We start from the raw sequence: 23,892 nt of genomic DNA, 5'->3' as shown, positions 1-23,892 counted from the left end.
GAACAGAAAAATATCAGAATCTAAAATTTGCTACAGTATAAAGCTTTCTACTTTTTTAAAAATAAATTGTAACGAAATCATTTCCCTAGCTCTGAAGGGTAGGTTTCTATTTCTTTATTCTAAAAAAAAATACAACTTTATTTTCCGCACCCTTTAGGGTTGGGGAACGGAAAATTATCAAATTTAACAAGGGGTTTGCAGTGATGTAATTGACTTTTTTTTTTAACCTATTTGTATACTTTTTCAAATCTCAGACAACTATTATTAAATTTCTTCGTCTTAACAGTAGATAATAGTCATTAACACGATAACTTTATCAAGCGTTGTTAATTTGCAATCAACTAACAAACCATAGAGATGAATTATATTATTAAAACTGTGATTACTTTTATTATTGTTTTGTTCTATTCCGTTTTTGCGCAAGCACAACTAACAGGAACATTAACAGACTCTAACTTAGAACCCATAGCGTTTGCTTCTATTTATATAAAAGGTACGTATAAAGGAACTACTACTAACCAGAATGGTAATTACACACTTCAACTAGATGGTTATAAAGATTATGAGATCGTTTACCAGTCTTTGGGTTACCGCCCTAAAACTATTCCAATTTCTTATACTAAAAATGGCCAGGTGCAAAACGTATCTCTAGAAGAAGAGGTGGCATCTCTTGATGCGGTTATTGTAAATTCAGATGAAAACCCTGCCGACCGTGTGATACGGGAAGCGATTAAGAATAGAGAGAGAAACCGTAAAAAATTCTCTAGTTATCGGGCAGATTTTTACTCCCGTGGAATATGGCGCATGGCAGACGTTCCAAAAAAAATTATGGGACAAGAAGTAGGTGATCTAGACGGCTCACTAGATTCTTTATCTCGCAGTGGTGTCGTTTATTTATCTGAAACAGTTTCTGAAATAGCTTATGAAGCACCAGATAATTTTAAAGAACATATTATCGCTAGTAAAATATCTGGAGATGATAACGGTTTTAGTGCTAACAGTGCCGAAGAAGCTAACTTTGATTTCTACAACAACCATATAGATCTTAACAACCGTATTGTGTCCCCTATAGCCGACTATGCTCTTGGATATTATAAGTATAAATTATTAGGAACTTTTTATGACGAGAATAAATTCTTGATCAACAAAATAGAAGTGATCTCCAGACGCCCTAAGGATAATACCTTTAACGGTATTATTTACATAGTAGAAGATCAATGGACCATTTACGGCCTTGAAATGAGCACCTTAGGTGAAAATATAAATATACCTATCATTGAGAAACTTACTTTTAATCAAGACTTTACTTATGAACCTAAAAGTGGTGACTGGGTAAAAAGATCCCAAAGTATTGATTTTATTTTTAGTTTTTTTGGTTTTAAAGGTAATGGTAGATTTATAGCAAATTATACCAATTATAATTTTAAACCGGACTTTGACAAAGGTTCATTCGGTCCAGAAGTATTAAGTTTTGAACTAGATGCCAATAAAAAAGACAGCACTTACTGGAGTAAAAAACGCCCTGTACCACTTACCGTAGAAGAATCTAATAATTATTTACGTAAAGACAGCATCGCTACTGTGCGCAATGACCCTAAATATAAAGACAGCGTGGACAGAGTGAATAATAAATTTCACATTCTAGCCCCATTAACTGGTTATAGCTATAGCAATAGTAAGAAAAATGAACGTTTCAGCTATAATGGATTATTAAATCCAGATAGTTTTAAAGGTTTTAATACAGTCCAAGGATATGTGGTAGGTACTGGTTTTAATTACTCAAAAGGTTATGATGACGACTATAACCGCGGTCTTTATGTAACCAGTAATATCAATTATGGAATATCTGACGATAGATTGCGATACACAGCGCTTGCTAATTACAGGTTTAATAGAACTAATAGAAGAAATGTATCTATTTATGGTGGTACAGAAGCTCGCCAAATAAACAACTCTAACCCTATAAGTAGTCTAGAAAACACTATTTCAAGTCTCGCATTTGAACGTAATTATGCTAAGTTTTATGAAGTAGACTATGCTGGTGCTAGTTATTCTGAAGAAATTGCAAATGGCTTTTTCTTAAGTGGTAGACTGGATTATGAAAGACGTCAGGGACTTAATAACACCACAGACCAGGTATGGTTTACTCAAAGTGATGTGGACTACACGAGTAACAATCCGCTGGGGTTAGATAATAACCGAGTGGCTGCTATAGATGATCATGAACTGGTTAAAATAGGTCTAGGTCTGACTATACGTCCTGGTCAGAAATTCCAAAGTTATCCTGATCAAAAATATAATATACCCAATGAAAAATACCCTACTATATCGCTTAATTATGAAGGTGCGGTTGCTGCTAGTAATAGCGATTATAACTTTCACCAGGTGAGAGCAAGCATTTATCAAAGTTTTAATATGGGTAACCTAGGCCGCAGCAGTTATTGGGTTAATGGTGGTACATTCTTAGATGGTGATGACATTTCCTTTGTAGACTACCAGCACTTTAATGGTAATCGATTAAGATATAAATTACAAGCACTTAATCCTTATGGTTTTGGCCTGCTTAACTACTATGATTACAGTACAAATGGAGATTATGCACAAGTACATTTACAGCATGATTTTAAAGGTTTTGTACTAGGTAAAGTACCAGGTTTAAATCGTTTAAACTACGATCTTATTTTAAGTGGTAAAGCTCTATTTACAGACCGTAAACCGTATTTTGAGGCCAGTGCAGGAATAGATAACATAGGGTTTGGTAAATTCCGTCCTTTCCGTGTGGATTATGTTTACAGCATGACTAGTGGTCGCAATTATGGTGCCTTTATAGTAGGTATTAACTTTGGGTTATAGATGGATTTTAATTCCGCTTTCGCGAAAGCGGATACCTAACAAGCACTTTTAAAACAGTACAGATAATAGAAAAGACCAACTTAATCGATGGTCCTTTTATTCTTGTAAATCTTAATTCTGTAATTAAAACTCTAATCAAAGAAGAATATTTATAAAATAAAAAACACCTCTTTATACAAATAAAGAGGCGTTTTATTAAAATACGAATGTCAATTTACTATTAAAGTTCTTTTTTAAGCTCTGCAATAGTCTTAGCCATTACTACACCTGGTAATTTTACCGGTGCTGCAACCTCAGCTATAAAAGTTCCTTTTACTTCTCCTCTTTTATAGGTTGTAAAACCGATACGGTATAAACCAGCGGTAAGCGCTTTAGTTGGGCTACCTACTTCACTCTTATATCTTAATAAAGAATTATAGCTGTTACCACTAGGTTGTTTAGGCATTTCACTGCTATCGTCATTGCTAGCTAGTGTAGTCCACTTTGCGCTTTTTACACCTTCTTCTGTTATATTTTCTTTTTGGAAAATAGTAGAACGCTCTAGAGTGATGTATGTATCAAAGAAATCTTTAGAAGATTTATTTTCTTTATAACCAGCAGACTGTATTGCTTTTTTAATTTTATTCTTTCCTACTGGAGATACCATTCTTACACCTAATTCTGGCGCTACAGCTGGTACCCATACATAAATGTAGTAGAATTTCTTACCATCTTCTACCGCATCTTCATTACCTGGAGCAGCATATCCTACATAAGATATAACGTCTGTATAAGGTACTTTGATTGTTTTAGGTCCTATCTTTTTTTCAATAGAACTCCCGAATTTTTTCATTTTTTGAGCTTCTGCATTGAACACTGCGCAGAAAGCAAATACTGTTAATACTACTAATTTAATTTTCATAATGTTTTAATTAATTTGTTAATTATAGGGGACACTCGTTTTTTTATTTTAAATCAAAAGCTATAGCAATACCATATGATTGCGAGCTAGATGTGCCATAGCTTTGTAAATACAGTGAGTTTATATTTTGATATTATTTACTCACCGTTTCATTAATTGATTTATTTGTCATTACTGCTATTGCTGTAATTTTTATCTGGCGCTTACAACAGTTTTTACCGAAATTCTCTTACTTTAAATTCTATAAGTAATTAAGGTGCTGACTTTCTATAAGCCATATCAATTCTGTTTGCTTTTATCTTAGAAAAATAATATAGAAGCCACTATCATCCATGCGCCTACAAATAAACCTACTATTCCTAACTTACCTTGTTTAGGTGCTAGTTTTGCTCTTAAAGCATTTGCTTTTTCTTTTGCAGCTTCATTTTTAGATAATACATATTTGTTAATAAGACTAAAACCTAACATGAATCCTAAAACTGCTTCTACTATACTACCGGCTAATAATGTTGCCCACCAGATAGGGAATGTGGAAATCCAACCTAGGTTCAAGATTGAGGAGATGATTCCCCAGACACCATAAAAGCAAAATATCATACCGATCCATCCCTGGTAAGGCTCTATTTTTTCTAAAAGCTCTTTGGCGTTAGGTTTCTTTGATAATAATAAAGATGGTACTGCAATGATACTTAATAAGATTAGTGAAATTCCGAAAATCATAATGTTAGTTTTTAAGGTTAAAATTTGTTTATTTTATAATTAAAACATCTGGTTTATTCTTTAAACCATGTCTCTCATATTTCTTATGCAAATTTATGCCACCACTACAGTTTAAATAACCCCTTATTAAGTGAAAACACATACCCTGAAAACAGTGAGTTTTAACATAACAACTTATAAAACAACAGTTTAAACTTACATTTATTTACGATTACCGATTATAAAATCCATTTTAAATTTGGATTAAATGGAAAGATATGATTTTTTATATTTTGATGAATTGATCGCATTAATCTATCACTCTAAATACCAGTATTTAAAACCATATAGAAATAGAAAAGAGCTCTATAAATGATATAGAACTCTTTTTATAATAGGATATAGTATGAATGTCTTTTTAAGAAACGTAACCTTTCTTAATTGCATATTTTGTTAATCCGGCTAGGTTTCTTACGTCTAATTTAGTAATAAGATTCTTGCGGTAACTTTCTATGGTGTGTTTACTTAAAAAAAGCTTATCTGCTATTTCTTGGGTAGTAAATTCTTCGGCTATCAACGAGATGACCTCTACCTCTCTTTTAGTAAGTTTTATTTCTCGGTGTTTGTTATTTTCAAATTTGTTTTTAGTGTAAATATCTTTAATCTCTTTTGAAAAATATTTTTCACCATTTAAAATAGTATCAATAGCTTTCAAAAACTCCTCTTTTTGAGCGTTTTTTTGCAAGTATCCATCTACGTCACTCTCCATAAGATTATCGATAATGTCTGGAGTGTTATGCATACTTACGACTAGTGTTTTAACGGTACTTGATGTTTTTTTAATCCACTTATTTAATTCAATACCATCTACTTCTGGCATGGTTACATCTGTAATAACCAGATCTATCTTTTCGTCTTTATTGATAGTCATATACTTTTTAACATGACCTCCATGTTTTGCCGTGTATAAAATATTATAATCACTTTCTGTTTTAAGAATGCTTAATAAACCGTCTAAAAACATTTTATGATCGTCAGCTATAATAAGGTTATGCTTCATTTTTTTCTTCTTTAAAAGGGATCTCTATATTAATATTAACTCCTCTACCAGGCTGAGAATCTATATGTAATATTCCGTTATAATTTTCTACTCTGTTCTTAATATTTGTTAAACCTATGCCTAATGTAGTCATTGCACTGTCAAAACCGACACCATCATCTTCATACACAAAAAACAGAAACTCATTTAACAGGTCTAACTGTATATCTACTGTTTTTGCCTGAGCGTATTTAAGTGTATTAGTAGTTAACTCTTGAAAAATCGAGAATAATTCATTTTGTAAAACTTTATTTAGTTTATTGATTTTTTCTTCATCAAAAAAACAAAAATTAAAAGTTATTTCACTGGCTTCTTCTACGGTATCGATATATTCCTTAATTAAGAAGACAAAGTCATTTTCTCTTATCTTCTTAGGTAATAAATCATGAGATAAATTTCTTATCTGCTCATAGGTATCGTCTAGTTGACTATAAATCAACTTAAGTTTATCAGGGTGATGATGCAGCTGACTGAACTGTAATTTAATAGCTGCAAGATTACCTCCTACACTATCGTGCATCTCTTGTGCTATTTTCTTACGTTCTTGATCTTGCCCTCTTATTGCTGCTTTAATCAACTTAATTTCTTGATCTTTTTTTAACGACAGTACGTGTTGCTCATTGAATTCTTTCTCTTTAGTATTTAATAAACTTTGAGCTTGTAACTTTTGATAATAGGTAATCAAAAGACCGAACATAGGAATTAGAAAGATAAAAAAAGCCGCTAGGACCATGTATTTTATGGTCTTCTCTCTATCTAGTTCTAATGCCTTTAAAGCCTCCTTTTCTTTAAGTGAAACTATTTCATTTTTACGACGCTGTTCCCGATATTGCAACTGTAAAATTTGATTCTCGTTTTGCTTTTCTCTTATAGCTTGTTGATGTTTAATTTTCTCTAAGTTTGCATCTTTATTCTTTATATTTAAGCTCTTATTTAAGTTTTCAATTTTCAATAACTTAATGGTTTTTTCTTTTTCTAGAGTTTTAAATCTAACCTCTAGTTTATTAAGTTGTTTTTCTGTTATAGAATTATCAATAGAGTCTTTTAACTTGTTATACATTCTACCGTAATCATAGGCGTTTTTATAATCACCTTTTCTTACCATTAATTTTTCTAGCATTAAATAGCTATTCATTTCCATGTCAAGATTACCTAAATTAGTAGCCTTGACTAGCGCATTAGAAAAAATTATTAAAGCTTTACTATTATCTGCTTGATCAAATAGTATTGCTCCTATTTTACTTAGAGCAATGAGCTCGATATCAGCAAATCTATTATTAAAACTAATATCCTTTGCATCATAATAAGCTGCAAGTGCCTTATCTATTTCTCCTCTACCCATATGGTTATCACCTATATTCATGATCACATTAGCTAGTGCCTTATTGTGGTAATTTTTTATCTCACAGATCGCTTTTGCTTTCTGTAAATAAGCGTTAGAGGTTTCATATTGGGCCAGAGCAGAATAAATCGAACCTAAATTGATATAACTGCCTAAAATAATCTCTTCATCATTAGAAAATTTTATACATTTTTTTAATAACTCTAGCGCCTCCTCATTTTTTCCTAAAGTAATATAGGCACTAGCTAGTCCGTGCAAATGAGAGTAGTAAAGATCTGTCTCATTATTTTTTTCACTTAATTGAGCACCCTTAATATGCCAGTTTTTACTTTCCTGATATAGCCCCTTATTTTTATAATTTAAAGCTAGTAATTTATAAGAAAGTATAGTTAGTCGTATTCCTAAAGAATCGGTAATTGTATTCTTACCCTTAAGCGCTTCATAAGTATAATAGATAGAAGAGTCTGTATTTACATACTTGCTATGATAATAAGCCAGTAAGAGATTTATATTAATGAGAGACTTTTTATATTTAAAGTTTTTGAGAGCGCGATGTGCCTCTCGATATGCTTTTTCCTCCTCGCCATTATTATAATCTTTAAGCAATTTGTCTACTATCTCATCCTCTATTTCAATATTATGATCACTTGCCTGTCCCATACATAGCGATGTATAAAATATAAACAACAGAGCTGGCACTAGATTAATTTTCAAAAACATGTACAAATGTAGGTATTGCATTATTCATAAACACCCCTATATACAGGGTTTTATTAATCTCTCATTATAGTTAAAAACATCTTTATAGATGTATTTTAATTACCTTGATTAGATATTCCATATTCTTAATATTGTTTCTTATTTTATTTTACGAACCCTAAAAAAAGTAATGATTCTCAATAAAATTACTAACTTCACATTCTTCTTTTTAAAGAAGTCATAGATATACTATTCATAGAGGTATAAATGTGTTTAACTCTCTTTAAGACATTAAATTTCAAAAAACTCATGACTACTACTTATAGAAGTCTTAATAAACAGAATCAAAAAAGTAAAATAAAATGAAAAGAATTGCCCTATTATTATTTGTTGCTGGTTTAACATTCTCTTGTACAGAAAAAAAAGAAGAAAAAGGAACTAAAGAAGTTACTGCAAAAAAAGTAACACAGACTACCTATAACTATAAATCTGACCAGACTTCATTAACATGGACCGCTTATAAAACACCTCAAAAGGTAGGAGTTTCAGGTACATTTAACACAATTAAAGTGACTGGAAATAAAGCATCCAATAATGCTGAAGAAGTACTAGCTGGTGCTACATTTAAAATAGACGGACTTTCTGTTAATTCAAAAAACAAAATACGTGATCCTAGATTAGTAGAATTTTTCTTTAAAAATCTAGTAAACCCAACATTTAATGGTGAATTTGGCACATTTAACAATGGTATTGTAGATGTTACGTTAAACTTTAATGAAGTAGAAAAAGTAATCCCATTTACTTACACACTAGTAGAGAATCAGTTAACCATTAATGGCACCATTGACATTATAAAAGATTTTAATGCAACAAAATCATTTGACGCTATTCATGAAGCATGTAAAGAGTTGCACAATGGTAAAACATGGCCAGATGTTGCAATAGAAGTTGTAGCCCAATTGTAAAAAATAAAAACTTTTATAAAATTACAGCTCATAAATTTACTAACGTCAATTTATGAGCTGTTTTTGGTTAACCCTATTTGCAAATTAAAGTTATAATATGATATGTATTCCGCTTTCGCGAAAGCGGAATATATATCATCTATAAATTATTAATAGAAAAATAAATAAAATTTAAAAGGAATCTACACTGCGCTTGAGAGTTCAGTTTACACTCTCCGTTTTAATTCTTACCACCTAAAAACGGTACAAATCTAAACTCGCCAAAGGTTTCTTTTGAAAAGTCTGTCATACTCTCTCTAACTATAAGTGTCATAATTTGTGGATCACTACCTACTGGTATCACCAGCCTGCCTCCTATTTTAAGTTGGCTTAATAATGTTTGAGGTATTTCTGGCGCTCCACAAGTAACAATGATAGAATCAAAAGGAGCTTCTTCTGGCAGTCCTTTATAACCATCGCCAAAAACGTATTTTCTAGGTCGATAATTCAGTTTTCTGAAAAGTAAATTGGTCTTCTTATACAGTTCATTCTGTCGCTCTATCGTATAAATTTGAGCCTTCATTTCTAACAGTACTGCACATTGATAACCACTACCAGTACCTATTTCTAAAACCTTATCTCCTGGTTTTAATTGCAGTAACTGACTTTGAAAAGCGACCGTATATGGGTGCGATATAGTCTGGTCTGCTCCTATAGGAAAAGCCTTATTCTGGTAGGCATGCTCTAAGAATGAACTATCTAGAAATAAATGTCTAGGCACTTTATTCATCGCATCTAGAACAGACGTGTCCGTGATTCCCTTTGATCGCATCAACTCTACCAGCTGGCGACGTTTTCCTTTATGTATGTAATTATCTTTGATAAGGTCAAAAGTAGTTTCCTAAATTCTATTTTCAATTGAAAAAGTCCAACAATTTTTCAACAAAAAATTGTCAATTAAAAAAGATAAGATTCTTTTTACTCATTTATATTTAACAATCAATTCCCTATTTTTACAAAAACGCAATTACTATGCTTAAAGCAGGAGTTCTCGGTGCTGGTCACCTAGGTAAAATTCACCTTAAATTATTAAAACAAAGCAAGCGCTATAATCTGGTAGGTTTTTATGATGCAAATCCTGAGCACGCTGCACAAATAGAGGCAGATCTAGGTTACAAATATTTTTCTGATATTGATGAGTTAATCGCTGCTTGCGATATGATAGACGTAGTCACTCCTACTTCTTACCATCATGAAAGTGGTGTAAAAGTCCTAGAGGCAGGAAAACATTTATTCATAGAAAAACCGATTACTGTAACCGTAGAAGAGGCAAATGAATTGATCTCGCTTTCGCAAAAGCGTAACCTAAAAGGTCAAGTAGGACAGGTAGAACGTTTTAACCCAGCATTTAGATCGGTAAGTGATCGCATAGAAAGTCCTATGTTTATTGAAACACATCGCCTGGCACAGTTTAATCCTCGCGGTACGGATGTAAGTGTAGTACTAGATTTAATGATACATGATATAGACGCAATTCTTAGTGTGGTAAACAGCCCAGTTAAGAATGTGAGCGCTAGTGGAGTTTCTGTAATCTCTGAAACACCAGATATCGCAAACGCGCGTATAGAGTTTGAAAATGGATGCGTGGCAAATCTTACTGCCAGCCGTATCAGTTTAAAACAAATGCGTAAAGCACGCTTTTTCCAGAAAGACGCTTACATATCGGTAGATTTCTTAACTAAAAAGGTAGAAGTGGTGCGCATGAAAGATGCACCAGAGACTCCTGGAGATTTTGATATGATTTTACAAAATGCCGAAGGGATTAAAAAACAAATCTATTTTGACAATCCAGATGTGGCAGATAATAATGCCATTCTAGACGAGTTAGAAACCTTTGCAGACGCCATAGAAAATGATACCAGACCTATTGTTAACCTAGAAGATGGTACTGCAGCACTAGACGTAGCGTTAAAAATAATTAAAGAGTTTAAATCTTTATAGATAGCTATACGGTATTAAATACAACATTCTGCCTATAAGGCAGAATGATAATCATAAATTAAAAACTAATTACTTCCTATTGTGATGGTTTATGTGTTTTCACAAGAGTAATTATTACTAATTAGAAAAATGAAAAACATTACAGTTATAGGTGCAGGAACCATGGGAAATGGAATCGCACACACATTTGCACAATCAGGATTTAAGGTTGCTCTAGTAGATATTTCTCAAGAAAATATCGATAGAGGTTTAAGCACTATCGCAAAAAATCTAGATCGCATGATTGCCAAAGAGCGCATCACAGAGGCTGACAAAGCAGCTACTCTAGGCAATATTACTTCTTATCTAGATTTAAAAGCTGGTGTTGCACAAGCAGATCTTGTGGTAGAGGCAGCAACTGAAAATGTAAACCTGAAACTAAAAATATTTAGTGATATGGATGAGTTTGCACCAGCAAATTGTATTCTATCTACTAACACCTCTTCTATATCTATTACTCAAATCGCAGCGGTAACAAAACGTCCAGAAAAAGTAATAGGAATGCACTTTATGAATCCAGTGCCTATTATGAAACTGGTAGAAATAATAAGAGGTTATTCTACTAGTGACGAGGTTACTAAGACCATCATGGAACTTTCTAAACAGCTAGGTAAAACACCTACAGAGGTTAATGATTATCCAGGTTTTGTTGCAAACCGTATTTTAATGCCTATGATTAACGAGGCTATTGAGACCCTTTATAATGGAGTTGCTGGTGTTGAAGAGATAGACACGGTAATGAAATTAGGTATGGCGCACCCTATGGGACCGCTTCAACTAGCAGATTTTATAGGTCTAGATGTGTGTTTATCTATTCTTAACGTGATGCATGACGGTTTCAAAAATCCTAAATATGCACCATGTCCTTTACTTGTAAATATGGTTATGGCTGGTAAAAAAGGTGTAAAATCTGGAGAAGGTTTTTATGATTATTCTACTTCTAGAAAGGCAGAAATTGTAAGCGCTAGTTTTAAATAAACATCATAAATGCCTACAATAAGACCATTTAAAGGAGTACGAGCTACCGCAGATAAGGTTGCGCATGTTATATCGCGCACTTATCAAGATTATGGTAAAAAAGAACTTAAGGCGCAGCTCAAGTATAATCCTTATAGTTTTTTACAAATCTTAAATCCTGGTTATAAATTTAATCAAGAAATTACTGGACTAGAAAGGTACGGTCTCGTTAGGAACAGATATTTAGAATTTAAGGAAGAAGGATATCTAGTAGAAGATAAAAAGCCTGCTTTTTATATTTATGAAAACATAGATCCGCATCATAGTTATACTGGTATCATAGCTGGTACGAGCACAGATGATTATCTTAACAATAAAATTAAAAAGCACGAGGATACTTTAAGTTTAAAAGAAAATCTCTTTAAAAATTATTTAAAAGCTGCTGGTTTTAATGCAGAGCCTGTTTTACTTACCTATGAAGATAGATCTGAGATCAATCAACTAATAGCCGAAGTTAAAACCACTGCTCCAGATCAACATTTTTCTACCACAGATTTTAACTCGCATAAAATATGGCCCGTTACAAATCCAGAATTGATAGAAAAAATAGAAAGAGAATTTAAAGAACTCTCACAACTTTACATAGCAGACGGTCACCACCGCAGCGCCAGTTCTAGCCTACTAGCTCAAGAAATGGGCGATGAAAAAGAGAGTTATAAATTTTTCATGAGTTTGCTTATTGCACAAAGCCAGCTCAATATCTATGAATTTAACAGACAGGTAAAAGATCTTAACGGCCTTAATAAACAAGAGTTTCTTATGAAACTCGATCAACATTTTAGAATACAAAATCGCGGTTTAGAACTCTATAAACCTTCTAAGAAACACCATTTTAGCATGTATCTAGATGGAGAGTTTTACAGTCTTTATTTGCGTAAAGGACTTTTAAAAGAGTTGACTCCTTTGCAGGATCTAGATCCGCAGTTGTTGTATGATCTTATTTTAGATCCTATTTTGGGTATTAAAGATTTACGCACAGACAGTCGCATACAGTACAGTTATGGAAAACATGACTTAATGCACATGAAAGAACGTGTGGATAAGAGAGAATTCAAAGTTGGTTTTGGCTTATTTCCTACCACCGTGGAGCAAATGAAATCTATTGCCGATGCAGATTTGAGAATGCCGCCCAAGAGTACCTATATACGCCCCAAACTACCTAGTGGTTTGATAATTTATGAATTTTAAACATGAGCACAATTAAAGAATCTCTGTTACGCTTTCGCGAAAGCGTGCAACCAAAAGCTATTCTAGTAGCAGTAAGTAAAACTAAACCTATAAGCGATCTAGAAGAGGCTTATGAGGTCGGTCAACGCATTTTTGGTGAGAATAAGATTCAAGAAATGACCGAAAAATGGGAAACACTACCTAAAGATATCGAGTGGCACATGATAGGCCACACGCAACGTAACAAGGTGAAATATATGGCGCCTTATGTTGATTTAATTCACAGTGTAGACTCACCTAGGTTGCTTAAAGAAATTAATAAACAAGCAAAAAATAACGATCGTGTCATTAATTGCTTATTGCAAGTGCATATTGCTCAAGAAGAATCAAAATTTGGTTTTGACGAGCAGGAGCTGATTACTCTTTTAAGCGATGCTGCTTTTAAAGAATATGAAAACATTCAAATTAAAGGTCTCATGGGTATGGCTACTTTTACCGATAATGAAGACCAAGTGCGTGCAGAATTTAAAAGTCTAGCTGCTACTTTCAATAAAATAAAAGAAGATAACTTATTAGATTCTAGACATGAATTTACAGAATTATCTATGGGTATGACTGGCGATTATAAAATAGCTCTAGAAGAGGGCTCTACTATGGTACGTATAGGTAGTGCTATATTCGGCAGTAGGAATTATTAATATTCATAAGCTTAAAAGTTATGGAGCTATCCCTTAGTATACCAGCACTATTATTTCCAGCGATTTCACTAACCATGCTAGCATATAACGCACGATATCTTGCTATCGCTGCCTTGATACGAAGTTTGCACCGTCAGTATGAAGAAAACGCATCAGAAACTATAAGACTGCAAGTAGAGAAATTAAGAAAACGGCTTACCATTATTAAGAATATGCAGGCTGTTGCTATACTTAGTTTCTTACTAGCCGTGACTACCATGCTGCTCCTATATCTAGAACTCAGTTTTTGGGCAAATATAGTTTTTGGTACTGGTCTCATTGCTTTAATGGTATCTCTCATACTTTCTTTAATCGAGGTACAACTATCTACCAAAGCGTTGAGCATACAATTACAAAGTATAGAAAAGAAATAAGCTGATAGCGCACTTTCTAGAATAGATTAATAAGCCTTGTGAATGTATTTTCATAAGGCTTTTTACGTTTTAATATCTAACTCTAAATTGCTTAACGTGAGGTCAAAACGACTTTAAAAATAAATCCTGATGAGGTTAGTAAATATTTTATCTAGGACATTTTTATGATACCCAAATTATTAGGACAGTCTAGAAGCGTAATAGTATTCAAACAATTTGAATAAGTTGTTCCCTTAGATGCAGAATTTTTCATGATCTTTACTAGAATATCAGAGTGAAGTATGGTTCTACTTATTCTATATTTTGCGATAAACTATAATACCTAACTATTAAGTAGAATAAATTAGCTAAGCAAAGATTTACAATAATACAACACGTAGGACTTCATTTCTTGAAAGTACTTTTCATATTCATTCTAGTACAGTAATTCAGATTTTATCATCTAAAACTTATTTATTTGTCACAAATCGTCCTTCTATTGTTTATGTTTACATGTTTCAAAAACTCTCATCGATTAATTCATTTTAAAAAATATGCCTCATAAAGAGAATCAAATTCATTGTGTTAATAATTTTGAAGACTTTATAAGCACTTCTTTTTATGAAAAAATGAATGCTATTTGCTGGAATCGTGAATTAGCAGGTGATTTTTCTGAGATCGTTAACAAGTTAGAATCAAATAAGAACATAGTCGAGATTCTACCAGATGATCTTTTAAAACTTGAACTAAGTGAGCAAGGGCAACTGGCACGTAACATACTTTTAGAAGATTTAAAAACCTTAAAAAATCTGGGCACATCTCCTACTCTTAATCTAATTGAGTTCTACGATAGGGACGATAGTTATCCAACCTTCCCAACAGATGTGTACTCTTTTCATGTAGATCGTTCTCCTGTACCTGTAGACACTATTTTGTGTACCTATTATGGCGCATCTAGTGAAATATTACCCAATTCACAAGCCGTCCAAAAAATTCAGATTCCAGAAATACGGGATGAACTTAAAAAACTACACGACGAATCAGAAGAAGATTTTGAAACCTTTTTAAGTGACCATTTCTTTGATTTACATTATCAAGAAATACCTGAATCACAACCTGTAACATTAAAATTAGGTGATTTTTACAGGTTAGCTATCGATCATCCAGAAAGTAAAGTCCTACCTTGCATTCATCGCGCTCCAAAAGAAAAAAATGGAGAGAAAAGGTTATTACTCATTTGTTAAACTGTGTCGCTTACCATTTAATATAATACGACTTATAGATAGTATTAAGATTTAAATCTATAGCTATATAATTATCGTAAAAGAAACACATATAGAAATAGTGATAAGCTATGTAATGATTTCAATAAATTAAGCCTTGTAAAATGAATTTTACAAGGCTTATCATATTCAGGGATTCTATAAATTTAGAAGTATCAGGCTCTGTTTACTTTAAGCACTTCACTTAAATCATAACCACCGAACTTTTTCATGTAAGACCCAGTAGAGCTACCATAAGCATCTCTATTACTCTTACGTCCATTTGATCTAAGAAATTTCTTCACACCACCAGGTCCAGATAAATGGGCAGCAGCAAGAATACCACTTTCTGTTACTTTTAAACCAGCCATAGTTTTACCTTTATATTTCTCTATATACGGTTTCAGTATTTTGTGATTATAGCGCAAATTTTGAATAAAGATTCTTTCTTGTAACCTTACTGACTTTAAGAAAGCAATAGTATCTGTTACACCAAAATGTCTAAGAGTTACCGCACCGAACTGGTATTTACCCATGTAACCTAGAGTATTAACACGCCAGTGTTGACCTCTAGACTCCTTAAAAGCTAGTGCTTCCTTGAAAGAAGTAAAACTATCTGCACTGGACGTAGCCAGCGAGTAGTCTCGTAGATTTAGGTCTCCACTCTCTTCTTCGATTTCTGTTTCTTTAAAAGGTCCCATTTCTAAAACCTCTTTTACAGCCGTCTTTTCAGAATTGCTATTTGAAGAATCGGATTTTATAAATTTAAAAGCCGAAAAGCTCATCAACACCACCGCTGGATAAGCAAATAAATTCACATATTGTGATCTCATAAATTTTATTTCCGAAAGGTTACTGTCACACCTTTCTATAACGCGGCGCAAATTTACGACACTATCTCGGTTATTTGCCAGATCTGTGTTAAAGAACTGATATAAGCCACTATATCCTTAAAAAAAGACATATAAATGGTCGTTAGTCTTTTAAACGATGGAAAGGAAGTGAGTTCAATAAATTACAAGACGTATAAGTAACAAAAGATAAAAAAAATATTCATAGATCTAATAAAAAACGTACTTAAAGTTAACAAATAATAACATTTAACATTACACAATGAGTTATGAAGCACTAAGAACCCATCCATTAAGATATTTAGAACTATCTATTATTCTTTGCTATCCATCTTCTATAAGCCGCTGCGTTACGATTGTGTTGGGCAAGAGTTTTGGCAAATTTATGGTATCCAAAATTATCTATATCTGCAACAAAATATAAGTAATTGTGCTTTTCTGGATTAAGAACCGCATTGATCGCTGTTATATCTGGTGTAACTATAGGTCCTGGCGGTAGGTTAGAATAGCGGTATGTATTATACGGATTATCTATTTCTAGATGTACGTAAAGGACTTGCTTAATTTGTTGTTCAAAATCATTTTCAGATTTTTTCTTTGCATAGATAACAGTTGGGTCTGCATCGAGTTTTATACCTCTCACAAGCCTGTTAAGGTAAACACCAGCTACTCGTGGCATCTCATCAACCTGGGCGGTTTCTTTTTGTACTATAGATGCGAGTGTGTACACTTCACTAGGTGATAAATTTAGTTTTTTTGCTTTTTTCAGTTTTTCTACAGTCCAGAATTGGTTATAGTAAAACAGCATTTTATCTCTAAAACGCTCTGCACTTGTATTCCAGTAGGTTTCATAAGAATTAGGTAAATAGATGCTCAAAGCTGTATTTTCATCCAGTCCATTTTCTTTTAAAAATTCTGGATCTTTCATAGCCTTAAGTAAAGACAGGCTATCTGGTTCTATTTGTTCTGATAAGCGTCCAGCTAGATTCTCTACACGTTCTTGATTATTAAAAGTGACTCTAACAGGCATGTTCTGACTGCGCACGGTATTTATAATATCGTTATTGCTAGAACCTTTTTTAATTAAAAATCTACCAGATTTTATATTCTCGTTATATTTTTTCTTTACCGCGGTAGTGTGCAGGTTATCACGATTCTTTACAGCGTCTGCTATAATAAGAAACGCGGTGTTATAATCTGCATCACTAGGTATAAAAACCTCATAGGTTTCCGTCTCAAAATTAGTGTTTGAACTGAATAATATCGAGTAAATATTATAAGCAAAAATGCCCATAATTACAAGTCCCACGAGTACGATACCTAGGATGATTTTTTTATAATTTTTATTCATTGATCAGTTGGTAAAGGTGTTCATTCTTATATGATTTTTCTGTGGCGATCCAGTCTTTTTTTATTCCGCTTTCGCGAAAGCGTAACTTTTCAAACAACCTGCGACTGGCTAGATTATCTTCACTTATACTTGCATATAATTGATGTAATCTAAGGTGTTTAAAAGCATAATCTATCATGAGTTCTAGTCCTGCAGTAGCAAGACCACGTGCACGGTCTGACTCTTGAGAGATAACTATACCTACTCCTGCACGTTTATGATAAGGGTCAAAATCATAAAGATCTACAACTCCTTTAATTTCATTATTTATATTGCAAATAGCAAGACGTAATTGTTTTACCTCATAAATATCGCGGTGTGCATTTTCTAGATATTCTCTTATTGTGAATTTAGAATAAGGAGTAATCGTGTGCCCGAACTCCCATAGCTCTGGATTGTTCTCTAATGTATAGATAAAATCGAGATCTTCTGGATCTACGGCGCGCAACTTACATAAATCGTTTTTTAACATCATACAGCTATCGCTCCTTTAAAAACTTGCGTTGCAGGACCGGTTAACCATATATCTTTATATCCCTGAGGAGATGGCTGGTATTTTACTTTTAATGTACCTCCAGGAGTAATTAAGATTACCTCATTATTTTGTGTCTGTAGGGTACTGTGCATCGCTAGTGCTACTGCTGTTACACCAGTACCACAACTTAATGTCTCATCTTCTACTCCACGCTCATAAGTGCGTACTTTAAAGACGTTACCACCTTGGGGTTCTACAAAATTTATGTTTGCGCCTTCTTTTCCATAAAGATCATTACGCAGGTGTCTACCTTGTGTAAAAACGTCTATATGATCTATAGTATCAGTTAATTGAACATGGTGCGGTGAACCAGTGTTTGTAAAAATATGTCCATCAAAAACTTGCACCACAGGCACGTCTGTCATTTGTAAACTAACCTCTCCATTATCAAATAAATGAGCATGGTGTAAACCGTCTATAGCCTCAAAACTTGCGGCATCCTTAACGACACCTAGGTGTTGTGCAAAACTAACTAGACAGCGACCACCATTACCACACATAGAACTCTCGTTACCGTCTGCATTATAGTACACCATGGTAAAGTCTAACGTGTCATGGTTTTCTAGCAGCATTAAACCGTCTGCGCCTATACCAAATTTACGATCGCAAAGCCTCTCAATAAGTTTAGTGTCTGTTTTATCAAAATGTAAATCGCGATTATCTAGGATAACAAAGTCGTTACCTGTTCCTTGATACTTGAAGAATGTGATCGTTTTCATTCTTGCAAAAATACAGCAAGTGATTCAATTCTCTTAGTGTTAAACAGCGTTAAACCTGTTTTTAAAACACAATTCTATTAGTAAATTTAGGTTATAGATATAAATAAACTAATTGCACATGAAATCATTTATCAAAACATTAGGGATAGCCGTCCTAGGTGGCGCGGTTGTTTTAGGATCTTATAAATTCTTTTTTGAACAAAATGCTCAAAATTATAAATATACAGAACAAACTATTACCGAAGAAAAACCTGTATCCATAAGTCCTGTAAATTATGTAAACCCAACATCTATAGCTGGTATAGATTTTACTGAAGCTGCAGAAAAAACAGTACATGCCGTAGTACACGTAAAAAACAAAACTGTAGCCAGAGTAAGGCAGTCCTGGTCAGATTTAAGAAATGGTCGTGTTCCTTATAGGGAAGCTATAGGAACTGGTAGTGGAGTGATTATAACAGAAGATGGTTACATAGTGACTAATAATCACGTTATTGATAAAGCTCGTGAACTTGAGGTTACTTTAAATAATAACAAAACTTATAAAGCAAAACTGATAGGTACAGAACCTAATAGTGATATCGCTTTATTAAAGATAGAGACAGATGAGGCGTTGCCGTATATTGTTTTTGGCGATTCTGATCAAACAAAAATAGGAGAATGGGTTCTTGCAGTAGGTAACCCTTTTAATCTTACTAGCACAGTAACTGCGGGAATCGTAAGCGCCAAGGGTCGCGATCTAGACGCTACAGATGCTAATCAACAAAGTTTTATACAAACCGATGCTGCTGTAAATCCTGGAAATTCTGGTGGCGCACTGGTAAATACTAACGGCGAACTTATAGGTATAAATACTGCTATCGCGTCTAAGACTGGTTCTTATGTAGGGTACTCGTTTGCAGTGCCATCTAATAATGCTCGTAAAATAATCAATGACATTATAGAATTCGGTTTTGTACAAAAAGGGATGCTAGGTATACGCGGTGGTGATCTTAATGGCAACATTGCAGACGAATTAGGTATAGATGAAAGTGAAGGAATAATAGTGTCAGACGTCATAGAAGATAGTGGTGCGTTTAATGCAGGACTGCGCAAAGGTGATGTCATTACTATGATAGATAATATTAAGATCACAAAGTTTTCTGAGCTTAGTGGCTACGTTACTAGTAAAAACCCTGGTGATGTGGTTGTTGCAAACGTTATTAGAAATGGAGAAGTGAATCAAATGAATATTGAATTGACTAAAAATAATACAGTTAGTATTTCATCTATAGAAATGGATTTACGTAATCTAACTAAAGAAGATCGCAAGAAGTATAAAATTAATAAAGGTGTAAAAATAGAACGCACCACAGGAGGTCTCGCTAGGTATGATATGAGAGATTATGTTATCACCAAAATCAATGAAACCGAAGTAAATAATATCGACGACGTACAAAATATATTAAGAAGCGTAAATCCTAAGGCTACTTTATTAATTCAAATGAAAAATAGCGCTGGAGAGGTAGAGCGTTTTAGATATAATATGGATTAAGTAAGTTTAAGTTTAAGTTTAAGTTTAAGTTTAAGTTTAAGTTTAAGTTTAAGTTTAAAAATGCAAAATCTCCAGATAGCTACTTAGTTATTTGGAGATTTTTTTATGCTACTATCCTACTAGTTTATATTCTGGATAGGTTTCTTCTAGGTATACTTCCATCTTTTTAGGTATAACCACTTGCATAACGTATAACATGACACAAATCAACACAAATAGAAAACTAATACAACCTAAAACCCATGGATTCATGCTTGCAAATGAATTTGTATTGGGAATAAGCATATTAAAAAAATGAATAGGTATTAACCCTAAACCAAAACCTGCTCCATGCTGCATAATAATGTCCTTAAACAGCCATTTCTTCTCATCACTTTCTTTAATTCTTTTTCTCTCTCTAAAACAAGAAACAGATAGTTTAACAAAATAACTTATAAATAGAATTACTATTACCGCACTCAGATAATCTGCAGAGACACTTATTAATCTTAATAGATAGAAAGTGGCTATGCTCAATGAAATAAGCAATAAGATTTTAGGTAATTTAAAAAACTCTAAAGTATGTTTCCATATCAGTTTAGAGTACTTCTTACCTAAGGATTTTTGACGTTCTTCTACCACATCCATAAATCCGAACACGCCAAATTTTTTAAACTCTATCTGTAGCGCTTTTTCAAAACTTATATCTGGATCTACCTCCCATTGGTGTTCTATTCCATTTGCTAGATGATCAACCAACTCTGATTGTAGATCATACCATTCTACATAATGTTTTTGAGTAAATACAAATAACTCTTCTATATGTTCTTGGGTTAATTTACTCATTAAAATGATAGTTTAGGATTAATAATAGCCTGCATGTTCTCCATATAATCCTTTAATTCTTGCATCATATTCACAGCCTCTTTCTCACCTTGTGGGGTGAGGGAATAATATTTTCTAACGCGGTTCTCTACCTTCTCTGCCTCTACTTTTAAATGACCTGCAGACTGTAATTTATGTAAAGAAGGATATAAAGCACCTTCTTTAATGTCCATAGTACCGCCTGTTAGTTCTTTTACTTTTTGAGTGATTTCATAACCATACATTCTACCTTTTTGCTCTAGCAGGCGCATGATTATAGTTGTTAAACTACCTCTATATAATTGATTATTTGACATACCTAAGAATCTTAGGTGTAAATATACATAAGAATCTTATGTAACAATAATTTCTATTGAACAAATTGTATTTTAAGAAATAGCGAGAGTAATAAAATCATAAATAATCAACTTTTATAGTAGCTAGGAGAAGTTTTATATGATCTTGAAAACATTTATAGAACAACAAGAGACATCTCAAAACAGAACAGCTCCATTGATTTAAAAATTTCTTATTTAGACCTATTAAATGATCTATTAGTAAGTTATAAAAATGACAATGTGAACGTAATCACAAAAGGATTGAAATACAAAATATGGAATAACTTTAAAAAAACGCAAAAATCTACCATCTATAGAGTTCTACAAGAACTGTTAACTAGTATGAGAAAGCACAGTAAAACTAGTATTGTGGTTTTAAATTTTGAACAACAAAATCATCAATTATTAATAAACTATAAGGATAACGGCAAAGGAACAGACCTAATTAAAAGAAATGGTCTTCAAAATACAGAAGACCGTATTCATTCTATAAATGGAACTATTACTTTTAATCAGGGCTAGAAAAAGGATTTAAAGTTATAATTACGATATAAGAGAGATGTTTAAGAAAGTATTGATTTCAGACGATTATAGGGGTATCAATCAAGGTGTTCTTGCTGTTCTAAATCAGGCAGGTATTACAACCGTTAAACAAGTACAGTATTGTGATGACGCTTATTTACAAATAAAAAGCGCTCTCAAGAATAATGAACCCTAGGATTAATTAATACAGATCTAAGCTTTAAAACTGATCATCGCAGCCAGAAATACCCATCTGGAGAAAACTTACAGTACAACTGAGAAAAGAGTATCCTGATTTTAAAATGATTGTTTAATCTGTGGAGGATCGTTTACAAAAAGTACGTTATTTAATTAACTCAGTGAAAGTGAATGCCTTTGTGTGTAAAGGAAAAAATGGTTTAGAAGACTTATCAAAAGCTGTAATTAGAGTTTGTATTACAAGGCTATTTTTCATGGGTTATTTTCTTGATAAGCTATTTAGCTTCGTATATGGTAATAAAATTATGAGTACTATTTTGTTATCTCATAGGACAAATGTGCATACTTCCTAAGGTTGCTATTGGTTTTCCTGCCATGGTTATTTATTTTCTTCAGATGAAATCACAAAACTTCTAATAACACTCGAATTTTCCGCTATAAAATCCCCACTGATAGACATATGGCCGCCTCCTATATTTTTAAAGCGAGGTGTTGAATCTATTCTTAATTTTATTTTTTTCTTATTATCGCATTTTTTTTCATCAATAATGAAGAACGATGTAGAAGTGTGTCCTAAAGTTTTTTCATGATTTAAATCGCATAATCGAATGAACTCGTTCAAAGTCATATCTAAATGATAAGGCGTTTTTCTAAATTTTAATATGTCATAAATTAACAGTCTATTATTTTCATAATCATTCATTTTTACTAAAAGTACTTTTAATTCATTTTTTTTAGGTAAAAAACCCAATGATAAATTAAATTTTTTATAACTAATACTGTAAGATTTATTGTCAGAAGTAAAAACAGGCTCTTTGTCTGGCTTGCCAAATATTTCAATGATTTTATCATAAGAATCCCCAATAAAAAAAGATTGATCGTTGTATTTAAATTCACAGCGGTCAATTTCAAAGCGGTGTTTTTGTTTTTTAAAAGCGGCGTCTAATTCTTTAAATTTTGGGTGGTCGTAGTTGGGTTGAACTACATAAGCCTCAGCATCCTCCTTTTGTGTTGCTTGCGCTTTTGAAGTTTCTTCCTTAGGTTCTGGTGCTTTAGAATGATCCCCTAAAAAATTACATGCAGTTAAGCTTAATGCCAAAAAACTTAAGCTTATTCTTTTTAGAGTTTGTATTACAAGGCTATTTTTCATGGGTTATTTTCTTGATGGCTATTTAGCTTCTTATAAGGTAATAAATTTAAGAGTGCTATTTTGTGATCTCATAGGACAAATGTGCATACTTCCTAAGGTTGCTATTGGTTTTCCTGCCATGGTTATTTATTTTTTTATTCTAATGAAATACCTAAACTTTTTATTGGCCCTGTGGTTTTTGGGTCAAACTCTCCTCGTATGGTCATATGTCCTCCACCTATATTTTCATAATTAGGTGTCGACCCTATTCCAACTGCTGCTTGTGTTTTATCACATTTTTTTTCATTAATAAAATAAAATGCAGAGGTATCATGCCTTAAATTTATACCATGTTCCATATTTGATAATTCCATGAATTCGTTTAAATTCATTTCCAAGTGATATGGTACTTTTCTAAATTTAACAATCTTATACCTTGTATTTTGATAACCATTATAATCAATTAGATTCATGTTAAAAGATTCTAAAATATTAGATTTGGGTAAAAAATAAAACATCAGATTTAATTTTTTATACTTAATACCAATCCTGTCCTAAATAAATTTAAGACATAGCAAACCTAACCATTTTACTGGTTTGATTAGCTGTTTTATTGTTTTTTCAAAATAGAACCCCTTGTATATATTTATTGAGTTAGTCATTTAATTGCCGTATATTAACGCCTTTAAAACATTGAATATGCAGCAAATAGAAGGTCAAGAT

24 protein-coding genes are annotated in these 23,892 nt (G+C 32.8%); 11 read left to right on the top strand and 13 right to left on the bottom strand.

Going from position 1 to position 23,892, the window contains the following annotated elements; all coding sequences use genetic code 11:
- Positions 1-357 precede the first annotated feature (357 nt).
- Positions 358-2,853, top strand: a complete 2,496-nt coding sequence (locus Q0838_RS12870; RefSeq protein WP_298955856.1) for a DUF5686 and carboxypeptidase regulatory-like domain-containing protein — start codon at positions 358-360, stop codon at positions 2,851-2,853.
- A gap of 220 nt (positions 2,854-3,073) precedes the next feature.
- Here the strand turns inward: Q0838_RS12870 and Q0838_RS12865 are convergent, their stop codons facing one another.
- The 4 genes from Q0838_RS12865 to Q0838_RS12850 all read right to left on the bottom strand — a co-directional run bounded on the left by Q0838_RS12865 (position 3,074) and on the right by Q0838_RS12850 (position 7,554).
- Positions 3,074-3,754, bottom strand: coding sequence for a Lipl32 family lipoprotein (locus Q0838_RS12865; protein WP_298955855.1), 681 nt, complete (start codon positions 3,752-3,754; stop codon positions 3,074-3,076).
- A gap of 300 nt (positions 3,755-4,054) precedes the next feature.
- A complete protein-coding gene (locus Q0838_RS12860; RefSeq protein ID WP_298955853.1) occupies positions 4,055-4,474 on the bottom strand; it encodes a hypothetical protein in 420 nt (139 codons plus the stop codon).
- Positions 4,475-4,871: 397 nt separating this feature from the next.
- The gene (locus Q0838_RS12855) at positions 4,872-5,513 is read right to left on the bottom strand and encodes a response regulator transcription factor (protein WP_298955850.1); all 642 of its coding nucleotides are present in this window, start codon (positions 5,511-5,513) and stop codon (positions 4,872-4,874) included.
- A complete protein-coding gene (locus Q0838_RS12850) occupies positions 5,503-7,554 on the bottom strand; it encodes a tetratricopeptide repeat protein (protein ID WP_298955847.1) in 2,052 nt (683 codons plus the stop codon). The genes Q0838_RS12855 and Q0838_RS12850 overlap by 11 nt, the downstream gene beginning before the upstream one ends.
- A gap of 401 nt (positions 7,555-7,955) precedes the next feature.
- On the opposite strand from Q0838_RS12850, the gene Q0838_RS12845 reads away from it, so the two are divergent.
- The gene (locus Q0838_RS12845) at positions 7,956-8,558 is read left to right on the top strand and encodes a YceI family protein (RefSeq protein ID WP_298955844.1); all 603 of its coding nucleotides are present in this window, start codon (positions 7,956-7,958) and stop codon (positions 8,556-8,558) included.
- 220 nt (positions 8,559-8,778) lie between these two features.
- Here the strand turns inward: Q0838_RS12845 and Q0838_RS12840 are convergent, their stop codons facing one another.
- Positions 8,779-9,420, bottom strand: coding sequence for a protein-L-isoaspartate(D-aspartate) O-methyltransferase (locus tag Q0838_RS12840; RefSeq protein ID WP_298955860.1), 642 nt, complete (start codon positions 9,418-9,420; stop codon positions 8,779-8,781).
- A 149-nt stretch (positions 9,421-9,569) separates the two neighbouring features.
- On the opposite strand from Q0838_RS12840, the gene Q0838_RS12835 reads away from it, so the two are divergent.
- From Q0838_RS12835 to Q0838_RS12810, 6 genes are all read left to right on the top strand, one after another.
- Positions 9,570-10,538, top strand: a complete 969-nt coding sequence (locus tag Q0838_RS12835) for a Gfo/Idh/MocA family oxidoreductase (RefSeq protein ID WP_298955842.1) — start codon at positions 9,570-9,572, stop codon at positions 10,536-10,538.
- A 129-nt stretch (positions 10,539-10,667) separates the two neighbouring features.
- A complete protein-coding gene (locus Q0838_RS12830) occupies positions 10,668-11,555 on the top strand; it encodes a 3-hydroxyacyl-CoA dehydrogenase family protein (protein ID WP_298955839.1) in 888 nt (295 codons plus the stop codon).
- A 9-nt stretch (positions 11,556-11,564) separates the two neighbouring features.
- On the top strand, positions 11,565-12,782 hold the full coding sequence (locus tag Q0838_RS12825) for a DUF1015 domain-containing protein (protein WP_298955836.1): 1,218 nt from the start codon (positions 11,565-11,567) through the stop codon (positions 12,780-12,782).
- Positions 12,783-12,784: 2 nt separating this feature from the next.
- Positions 12,785-13,459 carry a YggS family pyridoxal phosphate-dependent enzyme gene (locus Q0838_RS12820; RefSeq protein WP_298955832.1) on the top strand — a complete coding sequence of 225 codons (675 nt, stop codon included), beginning with the start codon at positions 12,785-12,787 and terminating at the stop codon, positions 13,457-13,459.
- 20 nt (positions 13,460-13,479) lie between these two features.
- Positions 13,480-13,872 carry a DUF2721 domain-containing protein gene (locus Q0838_RS12815; RefSeq protein WP_298955829.1) on the top strand — a complete coding sequence of 131 codons (393 nt, stop codon included), beginning with the start codon at positions 13,480-13,482 and terminating at the stop codon, positions 13,870-13,872.
- 533 nt (positions 13,873-14,405) lie between these two features.
- Positions 14,406-15,095, top strand: a complete 690-nt coding sequence (locus tag Q0838_RS12810) for a hypothetical protein (protein ID WP_298955827.1) — start codon at positions 14,406-14,408, stop codon at positions 15,093-15,095.
- A gap of 194 nt (positions 15,096-15,289) precedes the next feature.
- Here the strand turns inward: Q0838_RS12810 and Q0838_RS12805 are convergent, their stop codons facing one another.
- The 4 genes from Q0838_RS12805 to dapF all read right to left on the bottom strand — a co-directional run bounded on the left by Q0838_RS12805 (position 15,290) and on the right by dapF (position 18,608).
- Positions 15,290-15,946, bottom strand: a complete 657-nt coding sequence (locus Q0838_RS12805; protein WP_298955824.1) for a hypothetical protein — start codon at positions 15,944-15,946, stop codon at positions 15,290-15,292.
- Positions 15,947-16,271: 325 nt separating this feature from the next.
- On the bottom strand, positions 16,272-17,315 hold the full coding sequence (mltG, locus tag Q0838_RS12800; RefSeq protein ID WP_298955821.1) for an endolytic transglycosylase MltG: 1,044 nt from the start codon (positions 17,313-17,315) through the stop codon (positions 16,272-16,274).
- Entirely contained in the window at positions 17,308-17,826 is a 519-nt protein-coding gene (locus Q0838_RS12795) for a GNAT family N-acetyltransferase (protein ID WP_298955859.1), read from the bottom strand. The genes mltG and Q0838_RS12795 overlap by 8 nt, the downstream gene beginning before the upstream one ends.
- Positions 17,826-18,608, bottom strand: a complete 783-nt coding sequence (gene dapF / locus Q0838_RS12790) for a diaminopimelate epimerase (protein ID WP_298955818.1) — start codon at positions 18,606-18,608, stop codon at positions 17,826-17,828. The genes Q0838_RS12795 and dapF overlap by 1 nt, the downstream gene beginning before the upstream one ends.
- A 118-nt stretch (positions 18,609-18,726) precedes the next feature.
- On the opposite strand from dapF, the gene Q0838_RS12785 reads away from it, so the two are divergent.
- Positions 18,727-20,139 (top strand): trypsin-like peptidase domain-containing protein, encoded by a 1,413-nt coding sequence (locus Q0838_RS12785; RefSeq protein ID WP_298955815.1) that lies wholly within the window; start codon positions 18,727-18,729, stop codon positions 20,137-20,139.
- 111 nt (positions 20,140-20,250) lie between these two features.
- On the opposite strand, the gene Q0838_RS12780 is transcribed toward Q0838_RS12785, so the two are convergent.
- Both Q0838_RS12780 and Q0838_RS12775 read right to left on the bottom strand, forming a co-directional pair.
- Positions 20,251-20,964, bottom strand: a complete 714-nt coding sequence (locus tag Q0838_RS12780; RefSeq protein ID WP_298955812.1) for a hypothetical protein — start codon at positions 20,962-20,964, stop codon at positions 20,251-20,253.
- Complete coding sequence (locus Q0838_RS12775) at positions 20,964-21,299, bottom strand: PadR family transcriptional regulator (RefSeq protein ID WP_298955809.1); 336 nt, start codon at positions 21,297-21,299, stop codon at positions 20,964-20,966. Before Q0838_RS12775 ends, Q0838_RS12780 begins: the two co-directional genes overlap by 1 nt.
- Positions 21,300-21,560: 261 nt before the next feature.
- Here Q0838_RS12775 and Q0838_RS12770 point away from each other — a divergent pair, with 261 nt between their 5' ends.
- Complete coding sequence (locus Q0838_RS12770) at positions 21,561-21,842, top strand: hypothetical protein (protein WP_298955807.1); 282 nt, start codon at positions 21,561-21,563, stop codon at positions 21,840-21,842.
- A 37-nt stretch (positions 21,843-21,879) separates the two neighbouring features.
- The gene (locus Q0838_RS12765; protein ID WP_298955804.1) at positions 21,880-22,038 is read left to right on the top strand and encodes a hypothetical protein; all 159 of its coding nucleotides are present in this window, start codon (positions 21,880-21,882) and stop codon (positions 22,036-22,038) included.
- Positions 22,039-22,419: 381 nt separating this feature from the next.
- Here Q0838_RS12765 and Q0838_RS12760 read toward each other — a convergent pair whose 3' ends face one another.
- Both Q0838_RS12760 and Q0838_RS12755 read right to left on the bottom strand, forming a co-directional pair.
- Positions 22,420-23,190 (bottom strand): hypothetical protein, encoded by a 771-nt coding sequence (locus Q0838_RS12760; RefSeq protein WP_298955802.1) that lies wholly within the window; start codon positions 23,188-23,190, stop codon positions 22,420-22,422.
- Between the two features lie 134 nt (positions 23,191-23,324).
- Positions 23,325-23,642, bottom strand: coding sequence for a hypothetical protein (locus Q0838_RS12755; RefSeq protein ID WP_298955800.1), 318 nt, complete (start codon positions 23,640-23,642; stop codon positions 23,325-23,327).
- Positions 23,643-23,892 lie beyond the last annotated feature (250 nt).

Origin of the sequence: uncultured Nonlabens sp. (assembly GCF_947495285.1) — a bacterium.
In the GTDB taxonomy this organism is placed as follows: Bacteria; Bacteroidota; Bacteroidia; order Flavobacteriales; family Flavobacteriaceae; genus Nonlabens.
The sequence above is the reverse complement of the archived record's forward strand: the minus strand, read 5'-3'. Positions and strand labels throughout refer to the sequence as shown.

Excerpts from the sequence above, each read along its gene's own strand:
- Q0838_RS12780 (WP_298955812.1), bottom strand. The coding sequence starts at position 20,964 with ATGAGTAAATTAACCCAAGAACATATAGAAGAGTTATTTGTATTTACT.
- Q0838_RS12775 (WP_298955809.1), bottom strand. The coding sequence starts at position 21,299 with ATGTCAAATAATCAATTATATAGAGGTAGTTTAACAACTATAATCATG.
- Q0838_RS12865 (WP_298955855.1), bottom strand. The coding sequence starts at position 3,754 with ATGAAAATTAAATTAGTAGTATTAACAGTATTTGCTTTCTGCGCAGTG.
- Q0838_RS12795 (WP_298955859.1), bottom strand. The coding sequence starts at position 17,826 with ATGTTAAAAAACGATTTATGTAAGTTGCGCGCCGTAGATCCAGAAGAT.
- Q0838_RS12810 (WP_298955827.1), top strand. The coding sequence starts at position 14,406 with ATGCCTCATAAAGAGAATCAAATTCATTGTGTTAATAATTTTGAAGAC.
- Q0838_RS12765 (WP_298955804.1), top strand. The coding sequence starts at position 21,880 with ATGTTTAAGAAAGTATTGATTTCAGACGATTATAGGGGTATCAATCAA.
- Q0838_RS12815 (WP_298955829.1), top strand. The coding sequence starts at position 13,480 with ATGGAGCTATCCCTTAGTATACCAGCACTATTATTTCCAGCGATTTCA.
- mltG (WP_298955821.1), bottom strand. The coding sequence starts at position 17,315 with ATGAATAAAAATTATAAAAAAATCATCCTAGGTATCGTACTCGTGGGA.
- Q0838_RS12845 (WP_298955844.1), top strand. The coding sequence starts at position 7,956 with ATGAAAAGAATTGCCCTATTATTATTTGTTGCTGGTTTAACATTCTCT.
- Q0838_RS12850 (WP_298955847.1), bottom strand. The coding sequence starts at position 7,554 with ATGGGACAGGCAAGTGATCATAATATTGAAATAGAGGATGAGATAGTA.
- Q0838_RS12830 (WP_298955839.1), top strand. The coding sequence starts at position 10,668 with ATGAAAAACATTACAGTTATAGGTGCAGGAACCATGGGAAATGGAATC.
- Q0838_RS12870 (WP_298955856.1), top strand. The coding sequence starts at position 358 with ATGAATTATATTATTAAAACTGTGATTACTTTTATTATTGTTTTGTTC.
- dapF (WP_298955818.1), bottom strand. The coding sequence starts at position 18,608 with ATGAAAACGATCACATTCTTCAAGTATCAAGGAACAGGTAACGACTTT.
- Q0838_RS12835 (WP_298955842.1), top strand. The coding sequence starts at position 9,570 with ATGCTTAAAGCAGGAGTTCTCGGTGCTGGTCACCTAGGTAAAATTCAC.
- Q0838_RS12785 (WP_298955815.1), top strand. The coding sequence starts at position 18,727 with ATGAAATCATTTATCAAAACATTAGGGATAGCCGTCCTAGGTGGCGCG.
- Q0838_RS12760 (WP_298955802.1), bottom strand. The coding sequence starts at position 23,190 with ATGAAAAATAGCCTTGTAATACAAACTCTAAAAAGAATAAGCTTAAGT.
- Q0838_RS12820 (WP_298955832.1), top strand. The coding sequence starts at position 12,785 with ATGAGCACAATTAAAGAATCTCTGTTACGCTTTCGCGAAAGCGTGCAA.
- Q0838_RS12825 (WP_298955836.1), top strand. The coding sequence starts at position 11,565 with ATGCCTACAATAAGACCATTTAAAGGAGTACGAGCTACCGCAGATAAG.
- Q0838_RS12805 (WP_298955824.1), bottom strand. The coding sequence starts at position 15,946 with ATGAGATCACAATATGTGAATTTATTTGCTTATCCAGCGGTGGTGTTG.
- Q0838_RS12755 (WP_298955800.1), bottom strand. The coding sequence starts at position 23,642 with ATGAATCTAATTGATTATAATGGTTATCAAAATACAAGGTATAAGATT.
- Q0838_RS12860 (WP_298955853.1), bottom strand. The coding sequence starts at position 4,474 with ATGATTTTCGGAATTTCACTAATCTTATTAAGTATCATTGCAGTACCA.
- Q0838_RS12855 (WP_298955850.1), bottom strand. The coding sequence starts at position 5,513 with ATGAAGCATAACCTTATTATAGCTGACGATCATAAAATGTTTTTAGAC.